Source organism: Aureimonas sp. AU20, assembly GCF_001442755.1.
In the GTDB taxonomy this organism is placed as follows: Bacteria; Pseudomonadota; Alphaproteobacteria; order Rhizobiales; family Rhizobiaceae; genus Aureimonas.
The window spans coordinates 1265682-1284415 of record NZ_CP006367.1; the positions used below are offsets into that span (position 1 = coordinate 1265682).

Annotated in this window: 14 protein-coding genes; 7 read left to right on the forward strand and 7 right to left on the reverse strand. The window is 68.4% G+C overall.

Annotation, left to right across the window (positions count from 1 at the left end; translation table 11 throughout):
- Positions 1-10: 10 nt before the first annotated feature.
- From M673_RS05675 to M673_RS05695, 5 genes are all read left to right on the forward strand, one after another.
- Positions 11-2206, forward strand: coding sequence for a GumC family protein (locus M673_RS05675; protein ID WP_061974346.1), 2196 nt, complete (start codon positions 11-13; stop codon positions 2204-2206).
- Positions 2199-3551 (forward strand): O-antigen ligase family protein, encoded by a 1353-nt coding sequence (locus M673_RS05680; RefSeq protein WP_148639983.1) that lies wholly within the window; start codon positions 2199-2201, stop codon positions 3549-3551. The genes M673_RS05675 and M673_RS05680 overlap by 8 nt, the downstream gene beginning before the upstream one ends.
- The gene (locus tag M673_RS05685) at positions 3548-4990 is read left to right on the forward strand and encodes an oligosaccharide flippase family protein (RefSeq protein WP_061974350.1); all 1443 of its coding nucleotides are present in this window, start codon (positions 3548-3550) and stop codon (positions 4988-4990) included. The genes M673_RS05680 and M673_RS05685 overlap by 4 nt, the downstream gene beginning before the upstream one ends.
- Positions 4987-6090: an acyltransferase family protein gene (locus M673_RS05690; protein WP_061974352.1), complete on the forward strand. Its 1104-nt coding sequence runs from the start codon at positions 4987-4989 to the stop codon at positions 6088-6090. The genes M673_RS05685 and M673_RS05690 overlap by 4 nt, the downstream gene beginning before the upstream one ends.
- Before the next feature lie 143 nt (positions 6091-6233).
- Entirely contained in the window at positions 6234-7463 is a 1230-nt protein-coding gene (locus tag M673_RS05695) for a hypothetical protein (RefSeq protein WP_061974354.1), read from the forward strand.
- Between the two features lie 13 nt (positions 7464-7476).
- Here M673_RS05695 and M673_RS05700 read toward each other — a convergent pair whose 3' ends face one another.
- Entirely contained in the window at positions 7477-8472 is a 996-nt protein-coding gene (locus M673_RS05700; protein ID WP_061974356.1) for an NAD-dependent epimerase/dehydratase family protein, read from the reverse strand.
- Positions 8473-8655: 183 nt separating this feature from the next.
- On the opposite strand from M673_RS05700, the gene M673_RS05705 reads away from it, so the two are divergent.
- Positions 8656-9594, forward strand: a complete 939-nt coding sequence (locus M673_RS05705) for a glycosyltransferase family 2 protein (protein ID WP_061974358.1) — start codon at positions 8656-8658, stop codon at positions 9592-9594.
- On the forward strand, positions 9584-10531 hold the full coding sequence (locus M673_RS05710) for a glycosyltransferase (protein WP_061974360.1): 948 nt from the start codon (positions 9584-9586) through the stop codon (positions 10529-10531). The genes M673_RS05705 and M673_RS05710 overlap by 11 nt, the downstream gene beginning before the upstream one ends.
- Here the strand turns inward: M673_RS05710 and M673_RS05715 are convergent.
- The 6 genes from M673_RS05715 to amaB all read right to left on the reverse strand — a co-directional run bounded on the left by M673_RS05715 (position 10528) and on the right by amaB (position 18575).
- A complete protein-coding gene (locus M673_RS05715) occupies positions 10528-12009 on the reverse strand; it encodes a lipopolysaccharide biosynthesis protein (protein WP_061974362.1) in 1482 nt (493 codons plus the stop codon). The genes M673_RS05710 and M673_RS05715 overlap by 4 nt on opposite strands.
- A gap of 5 nt (positions 12010-12014) precedes the next feature.
- Positions 12015-12968, reverse strand: a complete 954-nt coding sequence (locus tag M673_RS05720) for a glycosyltransferase family 2 protein (protein ID WP_061974364.1) — start codon at positions 12966-12968, stop codon at positions 12015-12017.
- Positions 12965-13831 carry a hypothetical protein gene (locus M673_RS24530; RefSeq protein ID WP_061974366.1) on the reverse strand — a complete coding sequence of 289 codons (867 nt, stop codon included), beginning with the start codon at positions 13829-13831 and terminating at the stop codon, positions 12965-12967. The genes M673_RS05720 and M673_RS24530 overlap by 4 nt, the downstream gene beginning before the upstream one ends.
- Positions 13832-13892: 61 nt before the next feature.
- Positions 13893-14693 carry a WecB/TagA/CpsF family glycosyltransferase gene (locus M673_RS05730; protein WP_061974368.1) on the reverse strand — a complete coding sequence of 267 codons (801 nt, stop codon included), beginning with the start codon at positions 14691-14693 and terminating at the stop codon, positions 13893-13895.
- Positions 14694-14701: 8 nt separating this feature from the next.
- On the reverse strand, positions 14702-16126 hold the full coding sequence (locus tag M673_RS05735; protein WP_061974370.1) for an exopolysaccharide biosynthesis polyprenyl glycosylphosphotransferase: 1425 nt from the start codon (positions 16124-16126) through the stop codon (positions 14702-14704).
- Positions 16127-17021: 895 nt separating this feature from the next.
- Positions 17022-18575 carry an L-piperidine-6-carboxylate dehydrogenase gene (gene amaB / locus M673_RS05745; RefSeq protein ID WP_061974374.1) on the reverse strand — a complete coding sequence of 518 codons (1554 nt, stop codon included), beginning with the start codon at positions 18573-18575 and terminating at the stop codon, positions 17022-17024.
- Between the last annotated feature and the right edge of the window lie 159 nt (positions 18576-18734).

Below are 18734 nucleotides of genomic sequence, written 5' to 3' on the forward strand. Positions count from 1 at the left end.
GCGGTCCGCCATGCTTCACCGCGTCCACCCCGCCGCGCACGCGCCCGAAGCCGGTTCGGCGATCCTGTCGCCGACCGAACTCCTGGTTCAGATCTGGGGCATCGTCCGGCGCCATATGCTGCTGATCGGCGCGGCGGTCGCGGTGAGCCTCGCTCTTGCCGTGATCTATCTCCTGCTTGCGCCGCCGCAGTTCACCGCGACGGCCACCATGGTGATGGACGCGCGCCGCTCCACCACGATGATGAACCCGTCGGTCAGCGCCAACGTGGCCGAGACGCCGCTCGACAATCCGACCGTGGAAAGCCAGCTGGAGATCCTGCGCTCGGAAAACATCGCGCTCGCGGTGGTGCGTCAGCTGAAGCTGGACGAAGACCCCGACTTCACCCGGCCGACCGGGCTCGGCGCGGTGAAGCGCAGCCTGCGCTCGCTCGTCTCCTCCAATGAGCCGCCGACGCCCGAGCAGCGCCTGCGCGCGGCGGTGGCCGAGGTCGACAACAATCTCTATGTGCGCCGCATCGGCGTCACCTTCGTGTTCGAGATCAGCTTCACCTCTACCAGCCCGCAGCGCGCCGCCGAGGTCGCCAACGCGGTGGCCGACGCCTATGTCACCGACCAGCTCGACGCCAAGTACCAGTCGACCCGCCGGGCCGGCGTCTGGCTGCAGGAGCGCCTGGCCGAACTCGGCGCGCAGGCCTCAGAGGCCGACCGCGCCGTGGTGGACTTTCGCGCCACCAACAACATAGTGGATGCCGGGGGCGGGCGGCTCCTGTCCGAGCAGCAGCTGACCGAGCTGAACACGCAGCTCTCGGCCGCGCGCGGCAATGCCAGCGAGGCGCGCGCCCGGCTCGACCGGGTCGAGCAGATGATCGGCTCGGATCTGGCCGACTCGACGCTGACCGACGCGCTGCGCAACGAGGTCATCATCAAGCTGCGCAACCAGTATTCCGAGCTGACCAAGCGCGAGGCAGACCTCGCCAAGCGCCTGGGGCCGCAGCATCAGGCCGTCGCCAATGTCCGGGGCGAGATCGCCGAGGCCAAGCGCTCCATCAACGAGGAACTGGGCCGCATCGGCGAGGGCTATCGCAGCGACTACGAGATCGCCCGCGCGCGCGTCGCCACGATCGAGGCGAGCCTCAAGGAGGCGATCGGGCAGTCCCAGCTTTCCAGCCAGGCGCAGGTCCAGCTCCGAGCGCTGGAAAGCTCGGCCCAGAGCTACCGCGCGCTCTACGACAGCTTTCTTCAGCGCTACCGCGAGACCGTCCAGCAGCAGTCCTTCCCGCTGACGGAGGCGCGGCTCATCACCAGCGCCTCGCCGCCGGGACAGAAGAGCAAGCCGCGCACGTCCATGGCGCTGGCCGGGGCGCTGGTGCTCGGCGGCATCGCCGGCTTCGGCCTCGCCTTCCTGCGCGACGCCACCGACAAGACGTTGCGCCGGCCGAGCGACGTGGAGCGCCAGCTCGGCGTTCCCTGCATCGCCAGCGTGCCCGCCGTCGAGACCGTGCGCGGCAAGGAGGCGAGCGGGCTGCGCGAGGTCGTCGCCCGGCCCATCGCGCGCTTTGCCGAGTCCATCCGCGCCATCAAGGTCGCGGTGGATTTCCACCCGACCGAGCGCGGCCCCCAGATCGTCGGCTTCGTGTCGGGCCTGCCGGGCGAGGGCAAGACGACGCTGGCGGCCAATTTCGCCGAACTCGCCGCCCAGTCCGGCGCCCGCACGGTGCTGGTGGACTGCGACCTGCGCAATCCCTCGCTGACGCGCCGTCTGGCGGGCTCGGCCCGTGTCCGCCTCACGGATCTGCGGGACGGGACCGCCGCCGCCCATGCCATGCTGCGCACGCGCGACGGGCGGCTCGACTTCCTGCCGGCGGTGCAGCTGGAGGACGGCACCAGTTCCAACGACGTGTTGTCCTCGCGCGCCATGGCCGAGACGCTCGCCCATCTCAAGCAGCACTACGACTATGTGGTGGTGGACCTGCCGCCGCTCCTGCCGATCATTGACGCGCGCGCTTCGGCCGACATGATCGACTGTTTCGTGTTCACCGTGGAATGGGGCGGGACGCTGATCGACAATGCGCGCCGGTCCCTGGAGCTTTCGGACCGCATCCAGCGCAGGACCGTCGGCGTCGTGCTCAACAAGGTCGATGGGCGCCAAGCCAAGCGCTATTTCGAATACGAATACGCGCCCGGCAAGAGCGCCTATTATGGCTAGAGCGCAAGCCGGCTTCGCCGGCGGCCGGGTGGCAGGGGCAGGGGGCGGGGTGCAGTGGGAGCACTTGCGCTACGCCGCCTTCGTCGGCTTCTTCCTGATGATCTGGTTCTTTCCCAATCCGAACGCCGTGAGCTTCCGCGAGGACCCGGGCGCGGGGCGGGAGGGAACGGTTCTCGTCCAGCTTCTCTGGTTCGGGACCTTCGGCTTCGCGCTTCTCAACGTCCAGGACCGCTGGGGAGACGTGCGCCAGCAGTTCGACCTGACGCTGATCCTGCTGCTCGGCTGGTGCGCGGCCACCGTGCCGCTCGCGATCCTGCCCGACGTGTCGATGCGGCGCTACATCTTCACGCTCGTCGCCATGCTCGTGGCCATCCTGTGCATCGCGACGCCCCGCCGAAGCGCCTCGATCCTCTGGCTCTTCCTCGGCATCATCCTGGCCGAAACGCTGACCAAATATGTCTTCGTCTTCGCCATTCCCGAGTTCGGGAAACACGGCCTGTTCGGCGCGGAGCCGCAGCTGAACGGTCTCTGGAAGGGCCAGTTCGCGCACAAGAACATCGCCGGTCCCGTCTGCGTCTTCGAGCTGTTCATCCTTTATGCCGCACGCGGGCGGGTCCAGAGCTCCTGGCTCGTGTTGCTGGCCGTGCCGCAAGTTCTTTTTCTGGTCATGTCGGGGTCCAAGACCAGTCTGGCCCTGCTCGTCGCCGTCTTCATCCTGTCGAAGGTCGTTCTTCAGACGCGGTCCTTCATCGTCATCCTGCTGACGGTCTCGTCGGCGGTGTTCGCGATCAACGCGCTCACCATCCTGTCGACGCTCAGCGACTTCTTTCATGAGGTCGCGAGACTGGTGATCGGCGACGCGAGCTTCACCGGGCGCACCGATGTCTGGGCCATGCTGATCCGCTATATCGGCGACAATCCTTTCATGGGCGCGGGCATGCTGTCCTTCTGGCAGATCGGCCCCGCCTCGCCGGCGGCGACGGACGGCAACACCTGGGTATCGGTCGCCGCCTATGGCCATCAGGGCTATCTCGACACGGCGGCGACAATCGGCCTGCCCGGGCTGACGCTGGCGCTTCTTTTCCTGATCCTGCGTCCGGCTCTCGACCTCGGCCGCATCGACCGGACGGACACCCGGCTGCTTGGCATGTATGTGTCCTTCTGGCTCTTCGGCCTGCTTCACAACGGCACGGAGTCCAACATGCTCGGCCGCGCCGACAATGCCTGGCTGTTTCTGGTGATCGGCATCGCCGGCATCCGGCGATGCCGGGTCGAGAGCGCGCGAAGCAAGGCCGCTCCGTCGCCCGCGCGGCTTCCCTCCGGGCGTCAGGTAGGCCGTGCGTGACCAAGCACGCCATCATCTATTTCCTGGCCTTCGCGGTCCCAGGGCTCGTCGGCTTCGTGTCGTTCGGCATCTACACCCGCGTGCTGCGGCCGGAGGACTATGCCGTCTATTCCGTCGGCGTCAGCCTCGCCTATCTCATCGGCACCGTGCTCTACGGCTGGCTGCGCTTCGCGCTCGGGCGCTACCAGTCGGAGGCGCCGCGCACCGACTTCATGCCCTTCACTCTGCGCGCCTTCGGCGCGCTGACGGTTCTCGCCATTCCCGCGATCGCGGTCGCCGTTCTCCTCTTCCTGCCCGACCTTCCCGTGCTCGCGCTGGCGGCCATCCTGGCGATGACGGCGGCGCAGGCGTTGTTCGACATCACGCAGGAGGTGCGCCGGGCGCGACACGAGTCCGCCGCCTTCGCCCGGCTCAGCATCGCGCGCAGCCTCGTCAGCTTTTCGCTCGGCACCAGCGCGGCGCTGCTCTTCGCCTCCGGCTCGGCCGTTGTGGCGGGCATCGCCGCAGGCTTCGCCCTCGTCTCGCTCCTGTCCCTCCATCGCCTGCTCGCGCCGGGGAGGGGAGTGCGACCAGAGAGCGATGTCATCCGCCGCTTCTGGCGCTATGGCCTGCCGCTTTCCCTGTCCGGCCTCGTCTTTGCGGGAAACGCCACGCTGGCGCGGCTGATCGTCGGCTGGATGCTGGGCGCGGCGGCGGCGGGCCATTTCGGCGCCGCGCTCGACGTGACGAGCCAGCTGACCGGCATCGTCGCCTCGGCGGTCGCCGCGATCGTCGGGCCCATGGCCATCCGCGCCTATGCCGATCAGGGGCGGGCGGGCTCGAGCACGCAGCTCGCCACGGGCGCGGAGCTCTTCCTCGCCGCCATGGTGCCGACCGTCGTCGGCCTCATGATCGTGGCGCCGGTCTTCGGCGAGGTGGTGGCCGGCAAGGAGTTCGAGGCGGAGATCGCGCTGCTCCTCCCGCTTCTGGCGCTGTCGCGCGGGCTCAACGCCTTCGCGCAGTTCTATCTCCATATCGGCTTCCAGATCGTGGAACGTCCGCTTCGGCAGGTGGCTTGCGGGGCGGTGACGCTCGCCACGAACCTCGTCGCCTCGGTCCTCCTGATCGGGCAGTTCGGCGTCCTCGGCGCGGCCTATGGCATCGTGATCGGCGACGTCACGGGCGTCGCCGTCTCCATCCTGCTGCTGAAGCCGGTGTTTCCCATGCCCATACCCGCGCGCAGCCTGGCGCGCGTCGGCCTCTGCGCTCTGGTCATGCTGGCGGCCTGCCTGCCGGTGCTGAACGGCCTTTCGCTGCCGTCCTCCCGCCTGCTCGGGTTGACGGTCGTGACCGGCGCGGTCGCCTATCTGCTGGCCGCCCTCGCGCTCGATGTCGCCGGCGCCCGCAGCGACTTCCTGCCCCAGGCGGTTCGCCGCCTTCGCGGAGCCCTCGGTTCATGACCCCTCCCACCCAGCGACCGGCCTATTTCGAAAGCCTCGATCTCGTCCGGGGTCTCGCGGCGCTCGTCGTCCTGGTCTACCACACCGACTTCATGTTCGGTCTGCGCGGCGCGCTTCTGCCGGGTGGCTATGTCGCGGTGGACCTGTTCTTCGTCCTCAGCGGCTTCGTCCTGTCGCTGACCTATGGCGGCGCCATTGCTGGCGGCGACATGGGCCTGCGGCGCTTCCTGCTGCTGCGCGTCGCCCGCCTTTATCCGCTCTTCCTCGCGACGACCGCAGTCGGTTTCCTCGTCATGACGGCGCGGTTCGAGGCCAATGACGGCTGGATCGACACCGCGCGCCTCGTCCCGACCGGCCTCCTCAACGCCTTGATGCTGCCGAGCTTCCTGGAGCCGCAGGGCAGGGACACGCTGTTTCCCTTCAACGGCGCCACATGGTCGATCTTCTTCGAGATGGTCGCCGGCCTCCTTTTCTTCGGCCTTCTCGCCCGGCTGGACGATCGGCTGCTGCGAGCCTTCACGCTCGCTGCCGGCCTCGGCCTCGTCGCCGCCGTGCTTCTTTTTGGCAGCGCCGATATCGGCTGGGGCACCGCGAACTTCACCGGCGGTTTCGCCCGGGTCTTCTTCTCCTTCGCGGTCGGCATGTGCCTGCATCGCCGCTACGCCGCGCATCCCTGGCGCACGCCGCGCTGGCTCTTCTTCGCGCTTCTGGCTCTCGCGCTCGCGCTGGTGCAGCTGAAGGGCGCGCTCGGGCCGCCTGAGGTCTACGATCTCGCGATGGTCGGCTTTCTCATGCCGCTCCTCGTCGCGGCGGGGGCGGGCGCCTCGCTCGGGCGTCGCCTTAGCTGGCTCGCGCGGCGGCTGGGGGACATGTCCTACGGCGTCTACCTCAACCAGGGCTCGCTCATCATCCTCGCGGCAGGCGCCAGCCAGGCGCTGCTCGGCCGCCGGATCTTCGATCTCGGCCCCTGGGTCGGCTTCGCCTTCGCGGGTTTCGTGATGCTCGTGTCGCTCGCGACCTTCCACGGATTCGAAAACCCCGCGCGGCGCCTCTTGCGCCAGCGCCGGCCCCGGCCCGCCGCCGGCAAGGCGCGGGCCTGAAGGCGCGGCGCGACGATCGCAAGCCCGTCCGGTCGCTCCTCGGAGCGTCCGGGCGTTCGAAATGGGAATGAAGGCCCGATCGCAGGAAGGGATGCGCGAAAGCGATGTCTCGACCTTGCCGGGCAACATGGAGCATGCCTCGGATGACCAGGAGCCATCAGCCGCGCCGCTTGCCGCGCGAGAACGGGGAGGGGAGGGGACGGATCGCGTCGGTTCAGTCCGTCGTCCTGCCGCAAGACAGCCTGGTGAAGCGCATCCCGAGCCGCCCGCCCGAGTTTCGCGGCCCGGATTTCGACGCTCGCTTCGACTGCTCGACACTGATCTTCGACGCCGTCGGCAGCGCCGACGGGCGCACGGTGCGCCTTCTCTGCCCGGCGCTTCTGAACCTTCGCGAAGCCCTGGTGCGGGCAAGCATCCGCGCGCGCCCGTCCGGCCAGCCCTGCCGCTTCACGCACCGCCAGCTCGACCGGCACGAGGATATGCTGGTGGAGGTGGAGCCCGGCACGACCGCGCTGGAGATCGCCTCGGATCTCGGCACATTCGCGGTCGAGGTCAGCCAACCCCGGTTCGACTGGTTCGCCGGCGAGCGCGTGCTTCTCACCCTGTCGAAGAACAACGAACTCGTCTGGCTCCAGGACTGGGCGCGCTTCCACCGCGACCGGCACGGCGCGACGGCGCTGCTGCTCTACGACAACGGCTCGACCCGCTATGGCGTGGACGAGCTTCTCGCCGCGCTCGAAGAGGTCGAGGGGCTGAACCGCGTCGTGGTGGTGCAATGGCCTTTCCGGCATGGCCCGCCCGGCCATGGGTCGAAGCGCTACTGGGACTCCAACTTCTCGCAGCTCGGCATGTTCGCCGACGCGCGCTGGCGCTTTCTCCAGGGTGCTCGCTCGGTGCTCAACTGCGACGTGGACGAGCTCGTCATGTCGCGCTCCGGGGCCTCGGTCTTTGCCGCCACGGAGCGCTCGCGCTCGGGCGTCACGTCCTTCTTCGGGGACTGGGTCTTCGGCATCCAGGACGTGACGCGCGATCTCGACGACAGCCAGCCCGCGCGCTTCACCGACTACCGACACGCGCTGGCGCCGGTCGTGACCTATCGCTACGGCCTGATTCCGCGCCATCCCATGCGCTGCAACCCCAAATGGGCCGTGGTGCCGGCCCGCTGCCCGCTCGAGGCGCAGTGGCACACGCACACGATCAACGGCTGGTGGCGCGCGCGCCTCGTCAGCCGCGACTTTCGTTTCCGGCATTTTCGCGAGATCAGCACGAACTGGAAATACGACCGCTCCGAGCGTGAGCGCTTCGACCCCGCGCGCCACGCCGAGGACCCGATGATGCGGGACCATTTCGCCCGCGTGGATTGGGCGCGCTGATGTCTGGCTCGGGTCAGAGCGTAGAGGGCACGCCATGGGGATAGCGTGCCTTGAACCAGCGGACGAAACGCCCGACTCCGTCTTCCAGGTTGACGCTTGGCCGATAGCCATGGTCGCGCGCCAGCGCCGAGATGTCGGCCGCCGTGGCCCGCACGTCGCCGGGCTGCATGGGCTCGGGCGCGCGGATCGCCGGGCGGCCGATCGCCCGTTCCAGAAGGTCGATGAAGTCGGTCAGCGCCACCGGCCGCCCGCCGCCCAAATTGTAGATCCGGTGCGGGCGCTCCTCCGGCAGGCGCAGCGGCTCCGTGGCGACGCTAACGAGGCCCGCCACGATGTCGTCGACATAGGTGAAGTCGCGCCGGAGATCGCCGCCGTTGAAGAGCGGAACGGGCTTGCCCGCGAGGATGCGGTCCGCGAAACGCCACGCCGCCATGTCGGGCCGCCCCCACGGGCCGTAGACCGTGAAGAAGCGCAGCCCCACTTGGGGCAGGCCGAAGAGGTGGGCGTAGCTGTCGCTCATCAGCTCGCCCGAGCGCTTTGTGGCGGCATAGAGCGAGGCCGGGCGATCGGCTGCGTCGCTTTCTCGAAACGGCAGCGCCGCGCCCGTGCCGTAGACCGAGGAGGACGAGGCATAGACGAGACGCGGCATGGGCCGCAGATGCCGGCAGGCCTCCAGAACCGCGAGATGGCCGAGAAGATTGCTGCCGGCATAGTCGAACGGGCGATCGATCGACTGGCGCACGCCGGCCTGCGCCGCGAGATGGATCACCACCTCCGGCGCCTCGCGCCGCACGAGATCGGCCAGCGCCGGGGCGTCCGTGATGTCGAGCGCGTGAAACGCGAAGCCAGGCAGGGGGCCGAGTTCGGCCAGGCGCGCGCGTTTCAGCGCGGGGTCGTAGGAGGCGTTCAGATTGTCGATGCCGACGACGCTCGCTCCCTCGGCCAGGAGCCGGCGGGCGAGGTGGAAGCCGATGAACCCGGCCGCTCCGGTGAGGACGATTTTCGCCAACCGCAATCCCTCAACACTCGCCCCGCCGGAAGCCGGCGGGCTTCCCTTCCGCCCACGGGCGGCGATGCGCTCATAGGTAGAGAATTGCACGGATTCGCTTTATGATAGGTTGCAAAACCGCGAGGCGACCCGACGGCCCGGCCGGCTCCGCTTGCTTCTCCCCCCGTCTCAGGAAGGACGCCCATGCCCGGCGCTGAACTCGTTGTGGTGGCTATCCCGACCTGTCGGCGCCCCCGCACCCTTCGGCGCTGCCTGGAGGCCCTGGCCGAGATCGACCATGCCGGGCCGCTGCGGGTGATCGTGGCGGAGAACGACATGGTGGGGTGCGAGGGTCTGGCCGTTTGCGAGGCGATGGTCGCGGCGGGCTACCGCTTTTCGCTTCAGGTCGTGCTGGCAGAGGAGCGGGGCGTCGCCTGCGCGCGCAACGCGCTGGTGCGGGCCGCGATCGCCGATCCAGAGGTCTCGCACATCGCCATGATCGACGACGACGAATGGCCTAGGCCGGATTGGCTCGGCCATCTCCTTGCCGTGCAAAGGCAGGAAGGGGCCGATGTCGTGGGCGGCCCGGTGGAGCGCAGCTACGAAGTGCCGCCCGCGCCGAATGTGCTGAAGGCCGCCGAGGGGGCCTATGGCGCGCTCCGGACGGGGCGGGTGGATCTGGTGGACGCGACCAGCAACATCCTGTTCCGCGCCGCCGTGTTTCGCCGGCGGCCCGATCCCTGGTTCGACCCCGCCTATACCCTGCTCGGCGGCGAGGACCGGGACTTCCTGATGGGCCTCGCCTTGGCCGGCGGCGTCTTCGCCTGGTCGCGCGAGGCGGTGGTGCGGGAGGACTATCCCGCCAGCCGCTGCTCGCTCGGCTGGATGGTGCGCCGCGCCTATCGCGGCGGCAACACCGACATGCTCATCAATCTCAAGCACCGCCCGCCGAGCTTCACGCTTCTGCGCGAAGGCTCCAAGATCGGCGGTGCGCTCGGTGTCTCGCTTTTGAACATGACGCTTCTGGCCTGGAAGCCGGAGCGGCGCGTCGCCGGGCTGCTGCTGCTGGCCCGCGTCGGCGGCAAGCTCGCCGGCCTCGCCGGGCTGCGCTACCAGGAATATCGGACGATCCATGGCGGCTGACGCGCGAACCCTGATTTCAAGCAGGCAGGGCGGTGTCGCCGTCGTCATCGCCGTGCGCAACGGCCTTCCCTTCATCCGCGAGGCGGTGGAGAGCGCCTTGGCGCAAGGGCCTGCGCTGCGCCAAGTGCTGGTGGTGGACGACGGGTCGGACGACGGCACGCGCGAGGCGGTGGCGGGAATGGCCGACTCGCGTGTTCGCCTGCTGCGCAATCCCGGCCGGGGCGTTTCGTCGGCCCGCAATGCGGGGGCGGCGCGCGCGGACGCCGAATGGCTGCTGTTTCTCGACGCCGACGACCGGCTGGCGCCCGGCGCCCTCGAGGCGCTTCTCGACACGGCGCGCAGTGATGCGTCGCACCCCGTCGCAGTCTATGGCGACTACGAGCGGATCGCGGCGGACGGGCGCGCCTTCGGGCGGCGCCATCTCGTGCGCGGCAGGCGTGCCAAGCCGAGCGGCCGGATTCTGAGCGATCTGCTACGTGGCAATTTCATCATCAATGGCGGCGTGGTGCTGGTGCTGGCGGAGAGCTTCGCGGCCAGCGGCGGCTTCGACCCGGCCCTGTCGCTCTGCGAGGACTGGCATCTCTGGTGCCGGCTCGCCGCGCTCGGGCCCATGCTCTACACGCCGCACCATATCATGGACTACCGCGTCCATGGCGCGAGCGTGATGATGGGCGGCCATCGGCGCTTTGCCGATTTTCAGCCGGCGCTGGAGCGCATCCATGCCGACCCGCTGATCCGAGCCGGGGCCGATCCCGCCCGCCTTCCCGCCATGCGGCGGGAAGCGGAAGTGGCGCTCATGACCTATTGCGCCGCGCAGGCCTATCGCAACGGCGCCCGCTGGCCGGCGCTTCGTCTGGCGCTCGGTGCCATCGCCCACCATCCCCGCCGCGCGCCCTATGTGGCGGCGCGCTTCGGCGGGGCGATGGTGAGCTTCTAAGAAATGGCGGCGTCGCCGTTCAACTGCTTCGGCCGCCGCGCGAAGCGCAGGAGATCGGCCAGCAGTCCCGGCCAGAGCACGACCGGCACGGCATAGGCCGCGAGGCCGACCGGCACCAGCGCCGCGATGCGCAGCACATCAGGTAGGGCATCCAGCAGCGCGGAGTGGCGGAGGCCGAGAAGCGCGGCCACCATGAGGAACGTGCAGACGGCGGAGGGCAGGAGCGCCCGCAGGGCCTCGCTCGGGCGCAGCCCCGTTGAGCGACCGAGCAGAAGCAGGGCCAGCGGCACGGAGGCGATGTTGCGGCAGACATAGCCGATCGCCACCGCCTCGACGCCCCAGCGCGCGGCGGTGAAGGCCACCAGAAGGCTCAGCGTCAGGTCGAACAGGCTGAGAACGAGAATGCTGCGGCCCTTTCCCAACGCGATCAGGATCGAGGGATTGTGGAAGGTGATGGGAAGCGGCAGCGCCGAGAAGGCGAGGATCTGCGCGATCGGGATGCTCGTCGCCCATTGCGGCCCGAACAGGAAGGGCAGCGCTTCGGGGGCGATCAGCGCGGCGCCGGCAAAGGCGGGATAGATCAAGAGTGCGGTCAGCTGAAGCACGCGCAGATAGGCCCGGTTGCGGGCCGGCGCGTCGGACTGCAGCGCCGAGAAGGACGAGAGCGCCACCGACGACAGCGGGCGGATGCTGACGTCGAGGATCAGGTCGAGATAGCGCGCGCCGATGCGATACAGGCCGAGCGCGGCGGTGCTCAGAACCGAGCCGACGATGAGATCGAATGTCTTGGGGATCGCCATGTTGACGAAGGTCGAGGAGGCCAGCCAGACCCCGGCGGCGAGCTGGCGGCGGGCGATCGGGAACGAAAACCGGAAGGCCGGGCGATAGCCGTTCCACAGCCAGAGCAGGCCGCTGTTGAGGATCGAGAAGGTCAACCGCTGGAAGACCAGCGCATAGACGCCGAAGTCGAGCGCGATCAGAAGAACCGCGACCAGACCCGAGGTCACGGTCGCCAGCATGGTCCGCTTGGTAAGGAGCGCGAACTGAAACTCCTTGCGCATCAGCGCTTCGGGGTTGACGCCGATCGCGTAGATGAAGGTCGACACGGCCAGGATGTGCATGATGGGCACGAGGTCGGGCGTGGCGAAGAGATCGGCGGCGAACCCCGCCCCCAGCCACAGCACCGTCATCGCCGAGAGGCCCAGAAACACGCTCAGCCAGAACGATGTGTGCAGTTCGAGCTCGGACAGGTCCTTGCGATAGATCAGGACGTCGGTCAGCCCGGAGCGGCCGAAGATGTTCAGGAAGTCGATCAGGATGGTGGCGATGGCCACCGTGCCGAACTCGGCCGGGCTGAGGTTGCGGGCGAGGATCGCGAAGACGAGGAAGCCGAAGAGCTGCTGACCGACCGAGCCGCCGAGGCTCCACAGCGTTCCGGCCAGCGCCTTGGATTTGATAGTGTGATGCGGGCTTTGCATGGGGTCTATCGTGTCAGCCGGCGTCGGGCCGCGCGCAGTGCGCCGGCCATGACCGAGGGGTGCCGGGCGGCATGGAGCAACGCCTCAGGCGATCGGCGGCGCACGAGATCGAGAAACTCGCCATAGGCGGCGCGCATCTCGAAAAAGGCGATGCGCTGCTGCAGGAGGGCGCGCTCGCCCGGTGAGAGCCGCTCGCCATGGGTTTGCAGAAGGACTTCGTTCGCTCGAAGGGCGGCGCGAAAATCCTGCCGCGTCTGCGACAGGTGTGAGGTTTGGCCGGAGACGGGGCCTCGACGCGGCGTGTAGACATAGCCCGCCTCGGGCACGATCTGGAAGCGCGCGCCCTCGACGAGGCATCGGAACAGAAGATCGAAATCCTCGGCATAGCGCTGGTGCTCGGCGTAGACGAGCGCGTGCCGGGCCAGGAAGGCGCGGCTCCAGACCGGCTTCAGCCAGCCATAGGGCGTGCGGTCGGCCGACAGGTCGTGTCGCAGAAGGTCTTCGAGCGAGAGCGTCACCGGCTCCTGCATCTCGGGATAGGCCGTCGCGACCACGGCGTTGCAGCCGAGATCGAAGATCGCAAGATCGTCCGCGACCATGTCGCAGCCCTGCTCTCCGGCAAAGCGCGTGAGATGCGCCAGCCGCGTCGGCTCGAAGCGATCGTCCGCATCCAGAATGGCGATCCATTCGCCCGCCGCCAGCGCGAAGCCGCGATTGCGCGCGACCGAGGGTCCGCCGTTCCGGGGGAGGCGAACCGGGCGAACCCGCGCGTCCTCCTCGGCCAGCCGCGTCGCGATCGCGAAGCTCGCATCCGTAGACGCGTCGTCCACGATGACGACTTCGAGATCGGCAAGGGATTGAGCCAAAACAGAACGAACGGCGGCTTCGAGGCAAGCCTCGCCATTGAAGACCGGAATCACGACGGAGACGCGAGGGGCCTTGGGGGGAGCGGACGTCATGCGATCTCCCAGACCCGACCATAAGTCTCGATCAGCGCCGCGAACTGGGCGTCGTTGGCCGAGCCCTGGGCATCGTTCTCGAGATAGAGGGCGCTCGCCTGGCTGCCGTTCCAGTTTCGAAACCGCACCTTGCGGCCGACCTTGCGGAACTGGAGGCCCGCTCGCCGGGCCATCACGTAAAGCCACATGTCGTCCGCGCTGGGCGCCAGGCGGCGCGCGGCGTCGATGTCGAGCACGTCGGGATGCAGGAGAGAGGGCACGTAGACCACGCCGCCGAGGCCCGTGGGAAACAGCGTCGGCGCCGCTTTCTCCTCCGGCGTGTTCTGTCGCCATGCGCCATAGGGACGGACCTCGCCCGTGGCATGGAGCGCGATCTCATGCGTGCGAAAGCACGGGATCGCCCTTTCGTTGGCGCGCGTCAGACCTGCGGTGAGTTCGGCCAGCCAGGTCGGCCAGTAATAGGCGTCGTCGTCGGTGGTGACGACATAGGCTTCGGGATGCTCTTTGAAACTGTGGCAGAACTTCTTGTAGGAGCGGACATCCTCGCACAAGGCGATCCTGAGGCCGGCCTCCCGCAACGCCAGGACATCGCGCGGAAGCGCGGCATGATCCCCATGCGCGATCCAGAGCACGATCTCGTCGGCCCGGACGCTCTGCGCCAGAAGGCTTTTCAGCGTCGAGGCAAGGGTCGCGAAGCGCGGGGGATAGGAGGTCAGGGACACGACGAGCGGACGCTCCAGCCCATGCGAGCGTGCGCGGCTTCGCTGGCTTTGCCAGCGCCGGTCGATGCCCCAGCGAACGGCCGGGTCCGATGCCGTCAGGACATGTCCCTTGATCTCTCGCAACGCGGCACGGAAGGCCATGGAATTCACACTTCAAGTCAGGAGATGGGACAAGGCCAGGGACGAGAGGCAGGCGCGGGGGTCAGGCGCGGCGCGCCCGCTGCCGCCAGGCGCGCCGGGCGAGATGCCCGGCCAGGAATGGCGGCTCGACGAGGTAGCGATGCGCCATGCGGCGGGGATCGGCGCCGAGCCGGTGTAGCCATTCCAGCCCCCAGCGTCCCATCCAGCGCGGCGGGGTCGGCTCGAAGCCGGCGAAATAGGCGAAGGCCGCGCCGCCAAGGCCGATCACCGGCACGTCCAGCCGCGCGCGAACGGCCTCCACGAAGCGCTCCTGCCGGGGCATTCCCATGCCCACCACCAGGAAATGCGGCCGCGCGGCGTTGATCGAGGCGACCACTGCGTCCAACTCCGCCGAGCCCGGCCGCATGTCGAAATAGCCCGAACGCCCCTTGATGCGCAGCCCCGGCCAGCGGGCGCGGGCGCGCGCCAGCCCGGCCTCCAGCACCGCCTCCGAATGCCCCAGCACGAAGACGCCTTTGTTCTCCTCGGCGGCTCTCGCGAAGCTGTCCGTCAGCCAGTCCACCCAGGTCGTGCGATGGTGTCGAGAGACGGCGTGGCCGCGCGCCTTCAGCATCCAGACCACCGGCATCCCGTCCACGATCACCAGCGTTTCCGGCCGCGCCAGCAGTCGGTCGTAGGCGGGGTCGACATGGGTGACGTAGAGCCCGTGCAGATTGGCCCCGGCCACGACGATCTGCGTGCCCGCCGGCCTTTGGCGGAAGATCTCGTCCAGCAGCTCGGCCTTGGTCAGCGGGTGGAACCGCAGGCCGAGCTCGACGATCTCGCGTGGGAAGAGGGGAGCGGGCAGGGAGAGGTCCGGCATGGCGCGGGTCAGCCGGCGTTCCGATAGGCCTGCGGCGAGAAGGCCGTCATCAGGATGATCTTGAGATCGAGCAGGAAGGACCAGTGGTCGACATACCAGAGGTCGTGCTCGATCCGGTCCGACATCTTCTTCAGCGTGTCCGTCTCGCCGCGATGGCCGTTGATCTGCGCCCAACCGGTGATGCCGGGGCGGATGTTGTGGCGGCGGTGGAAGAGCTTGATCTCCGTAGCGAAGGTCTCGTTGAGCGCGATCGGGTGCGGCCGCGGGCCGACGATCGACATCTCGCCGAACAGGACGTTCAGGATCTGCGGCAACTCGTCCAGATTGGTTCGGCGCAGAATGGCGCCGACGCGGGTGATGCGCGGGTCGTTGCGCGTCGCCTGCCGAAAGGCCGCGCCATCTTCCATCACCCGCATCGAGCGGAACTTGAAGACGCGGATCGGCTGGTTGCCGTAGCCGTGGCGGGACTGACGAAAGAAGACCGGCCCCTTGGAATCGAAGCGAATGGCGAGCGCGATGCCGATGAAAAGCGGCGCCAGGAAGATCAGCGCCGCAAGCGCGGCCGTGAAATCGAAGCCGCGCTTGAGCGCCAGTTGAAGGCGCGACAGCGGGCGGTTGCGCACCACGGCGGCGGGAAGGCCGGCGAGCCCGTCGCCCTTGGCGCGCCAGAGCGGGCTTTCGGGATGCGGCAGCACCTCCACCGTCACCGGTGTTTCGCTGAGATCGTGCAAGAGCCGGTCCACGAGATCGCCGAGTTCGGCGGAGGTGTGGACGAGCACCTGTTCGACGCGCGCCGTGCGGCAGGTTTCCACGATGGTGCGCAGCGTCGCGGCCTCGTCGGCCCGCTCCGCGCCGGCCAGCGGCAGGCGCGCCACGACATGGCAGCCGCGCGCCGACAAGCGGCCTTGCAGGCGCGGGTCGGGCGACATGTCGCCGACGATCATCAAGCGCTGGCGCTCCACCCGCCCTTGAGCGAGGCGAGCGCGCACGAGGCGCTGAAACCCGCCGCGCAGGCTGAGGATCACCAGCGCGCTGGTGGCAAATTGCGAGACGAACGTGCCGCGCGAGTAGGTCTCGCCCAGACGCGTGACGAACAGGACCGCCAGCAGCGCGGCGAAGACCCGCAGAACGGTGACGAGGCCCGACCAGAGAAACCCGGGACCGGGCTCGATGGCGCGGTCGTAGCTGCCGCGCGCGAGGGAAACGCCCGCCACGCCGAGCCCGAGCGCCGCGCCGATCAAGGACGTGACCGACCGGTCCGGGTGCCATTCCAGCGCATAAGCCCAATAGAGATCGGCCGTCGCGACCGCGACCAGCGAGACGGCCAGCGCCTCGCCCAGCGCGAAACCCTGGCTCAGCCGCGCGAAAGGCAGCATCTCGGCGCCTTCGCGAAGAAGGGCGCCGTCCTCTCGCACCACTTGGTTCGATGTCATTCTGCGCCCTTCGATGGAGATTGGCCCGACCCGGTGGAGCGGTCGGCACGACGTCGCTGTCGTTAACTCTGGGTTAACGTATCGCGGTCTCCTCTTCGCCAATACAGCAGACGAGCATGGCAGTCATGCAAACAAAATGATCGACAAATTGAATGTAATTTGGGTGATACTTAGAAATTTTTGGAATGTATTTTAGAATTTAGAAATATAAATTAGTAATTATACCTATATCATGTAAATGAATTGAGAGAGTAAGACAGCCGCTGATAGAGCGGGGGCGTGCGCAACTCTCGCAGGTAAAGCTTCGCTCCTACGCCACTGCCGGACAAGCCGCTCACAGACCGTCGCGAACGCCCAAGCGCTCCCGTGCGTTCGACCTTTGACGCGGCATGGAAGAGGCGGAACAGGGCGCCTGGCCCGAGCGGGTGGCACACATCACGACCCGTCGGCGTCGGGGAGATGCTTGGCGAAACGCCAGTCGTTGACGATCACGTGCCTATTCGGCGCCTGCGACCTATCGGCTTCTTACAATTGGAAAACGTATAGAAGCCGCTCAGGGGCACCGCGCAGGCAAGGACCGGCGCGGTGTAAAGCGCAGCGATTGCGGGATCCCGCTGCATTCGGAAGGGATGCGTGCGCTTGCGCCTCCCATCCTGCGCCCGTTCTCGCGTTCGAACTCGCTCCACACCGCTTGGCTCCGCTCCGGCGTACGGTCGAGCGCGATGTCTGGGGTGGCCTCTTGGCGCGGGTCATCGAAATCCGACACGCCCGCGCCCAGCACCATCATCGATCACCGACGCGCTCACCCTCGCCGGCCCTCATTTTGATCTCGACGATATCCGACACCGCCATCGCCGAGCCGACCCGCTGAGAGGTCGAGCCCTGCGCGCGCCCGTCAGGCCTCCGCCAATCCGCCATCGACGTCGAACCGCACGCCCTGCGCCAGCGGCAGCGAGCGGCCGTAGTTCACGGCGTTGGTCTGCCGGCGCATGTAGGCTTTCCAGGCGTCCGAGCCGCTTTCGCGCCCGCCGCCCGTTTCCTTCTCGCCGCCGAAGGCACCGCCGATCTCCGCGCCGGAGGGGCCCATATTGACATTGGCGATGCCACAGTCGGAGCCCGCCGCGGAGAGAAAGCGTTCGACCTCGCGCATGTCGGTGGCGAAGATCGAGGACGAAAGGCCCTGCGGCACGCCGTTCTGCAGCGCGATCGCCTCGTCCAGCGTCTCGTATTTCAGGACATAGAGGATCGGCGCGAAGGTCTCTTCCACCACCGGCCCGGTCTGCGCCGGCATGGTGACGAGGGCCGGGCGCACGTAGAAGGAACCTTGCCCGTTCACGTCCACCCGCTCGCCGCCGTGCACGGTGCCGCCGGCCGCGCGCGCGGCCTCCAGCGCGCGGCCCATGCCCTCATAAGCCGCCTGGTCGATCAGCGGGCCTACCAGCGCGTCGCCCGCCACCGGGGAGCCGACGGAGATGGTTGCGTAAACGCGCTTCAGCTTCTGCACCAGCGCGTCGTGGACGCTTTCATGGACGATCAGACGGCGAAGCGTCGTGCAGCGCTGGCCCGCCGTGCCCATGGCGCCGAAGGCGACAGCGCACAGCGTCAGGTCGAGATCGGCCGAGGGCGTGACGATCGAAGCGTTGTTGCCGCCGAGTTCCAGGATCGAGCGGCCGAAGCGCGCGGCGACCGCCTGCCCGACCGTGCGGCCCATGCGGGTCGAGCCCGTGGCCGAGACGACGGGAACGCGGCGGTCCTCCACGAGGGCCGCGCCGACCGAGGCGTCGCCGATCAGGAGCGTCGAAAGGTACTCCGGCGCATCCGGGCCGAAGCGCCTGGCGGCCTTCTCGAAGATCGCCTGCGTGGCGAGCGCCGTCAGCGGCGTCTTTTCGGAGGGCTTCCAGATCACCGGGTCGCCGCAGACCAGCGCCAGTGCCGCATTCCAGGACCAGACCGCGACGGGAAAGTTGAAGGCCGAGATGATGCCGACCGGGCCGATCGGGTGCCATTGCTCGCTCAGGCGATGGTCGGGGCGCTCGGAGGGCAGGGTCAGCCCGTAGAGCTGGCGCGACAGGCCCACCGCGAAGTCGCAGATGTCGATCATCTCCTGCACTTCGCCCAGGCCCTCGGACACGACCTTTCCGGCCTCAATCGTCACCAGGCGGCCGAGCGCGTCCTTATGCGTGCGCAACTCCTCGCCGAGCAGGCGCACCAGCTCGCCGCGCCGGGGCGCGGGCACGAGGCGCCAAGCATGGAAGGCGGCCTCGGCCAGCCCGATCGTCTCGCGCGCGGCCTCCGGGTCGGTCTCCGGCACCTCGGCGATCACCTCCCCGGTGATGGGCGAGCAGACGCGCCGCGCGCCGCCCGAGAAGGCGGCGTCCGAAAGGCCGAGGGCGCGCAGGAGACCCGTGGTTTCCTCGCGAAGCGAAGGGGTGGACGGTGTCTGAAGCATGGAACCTCCTGAAGACTGGATGCAGCGGCCGGGTCGCCGGAAGAGGGCGGGACCCGGTGGAAAACTCGGTCGGGTCGATCCTGCGGATTGCCCCCGCCGTCGCTCCGGTGCAAGTCGCGCCTCGCGTCCGGCCTAATGAAGTTTATGCGATCCTCGCCG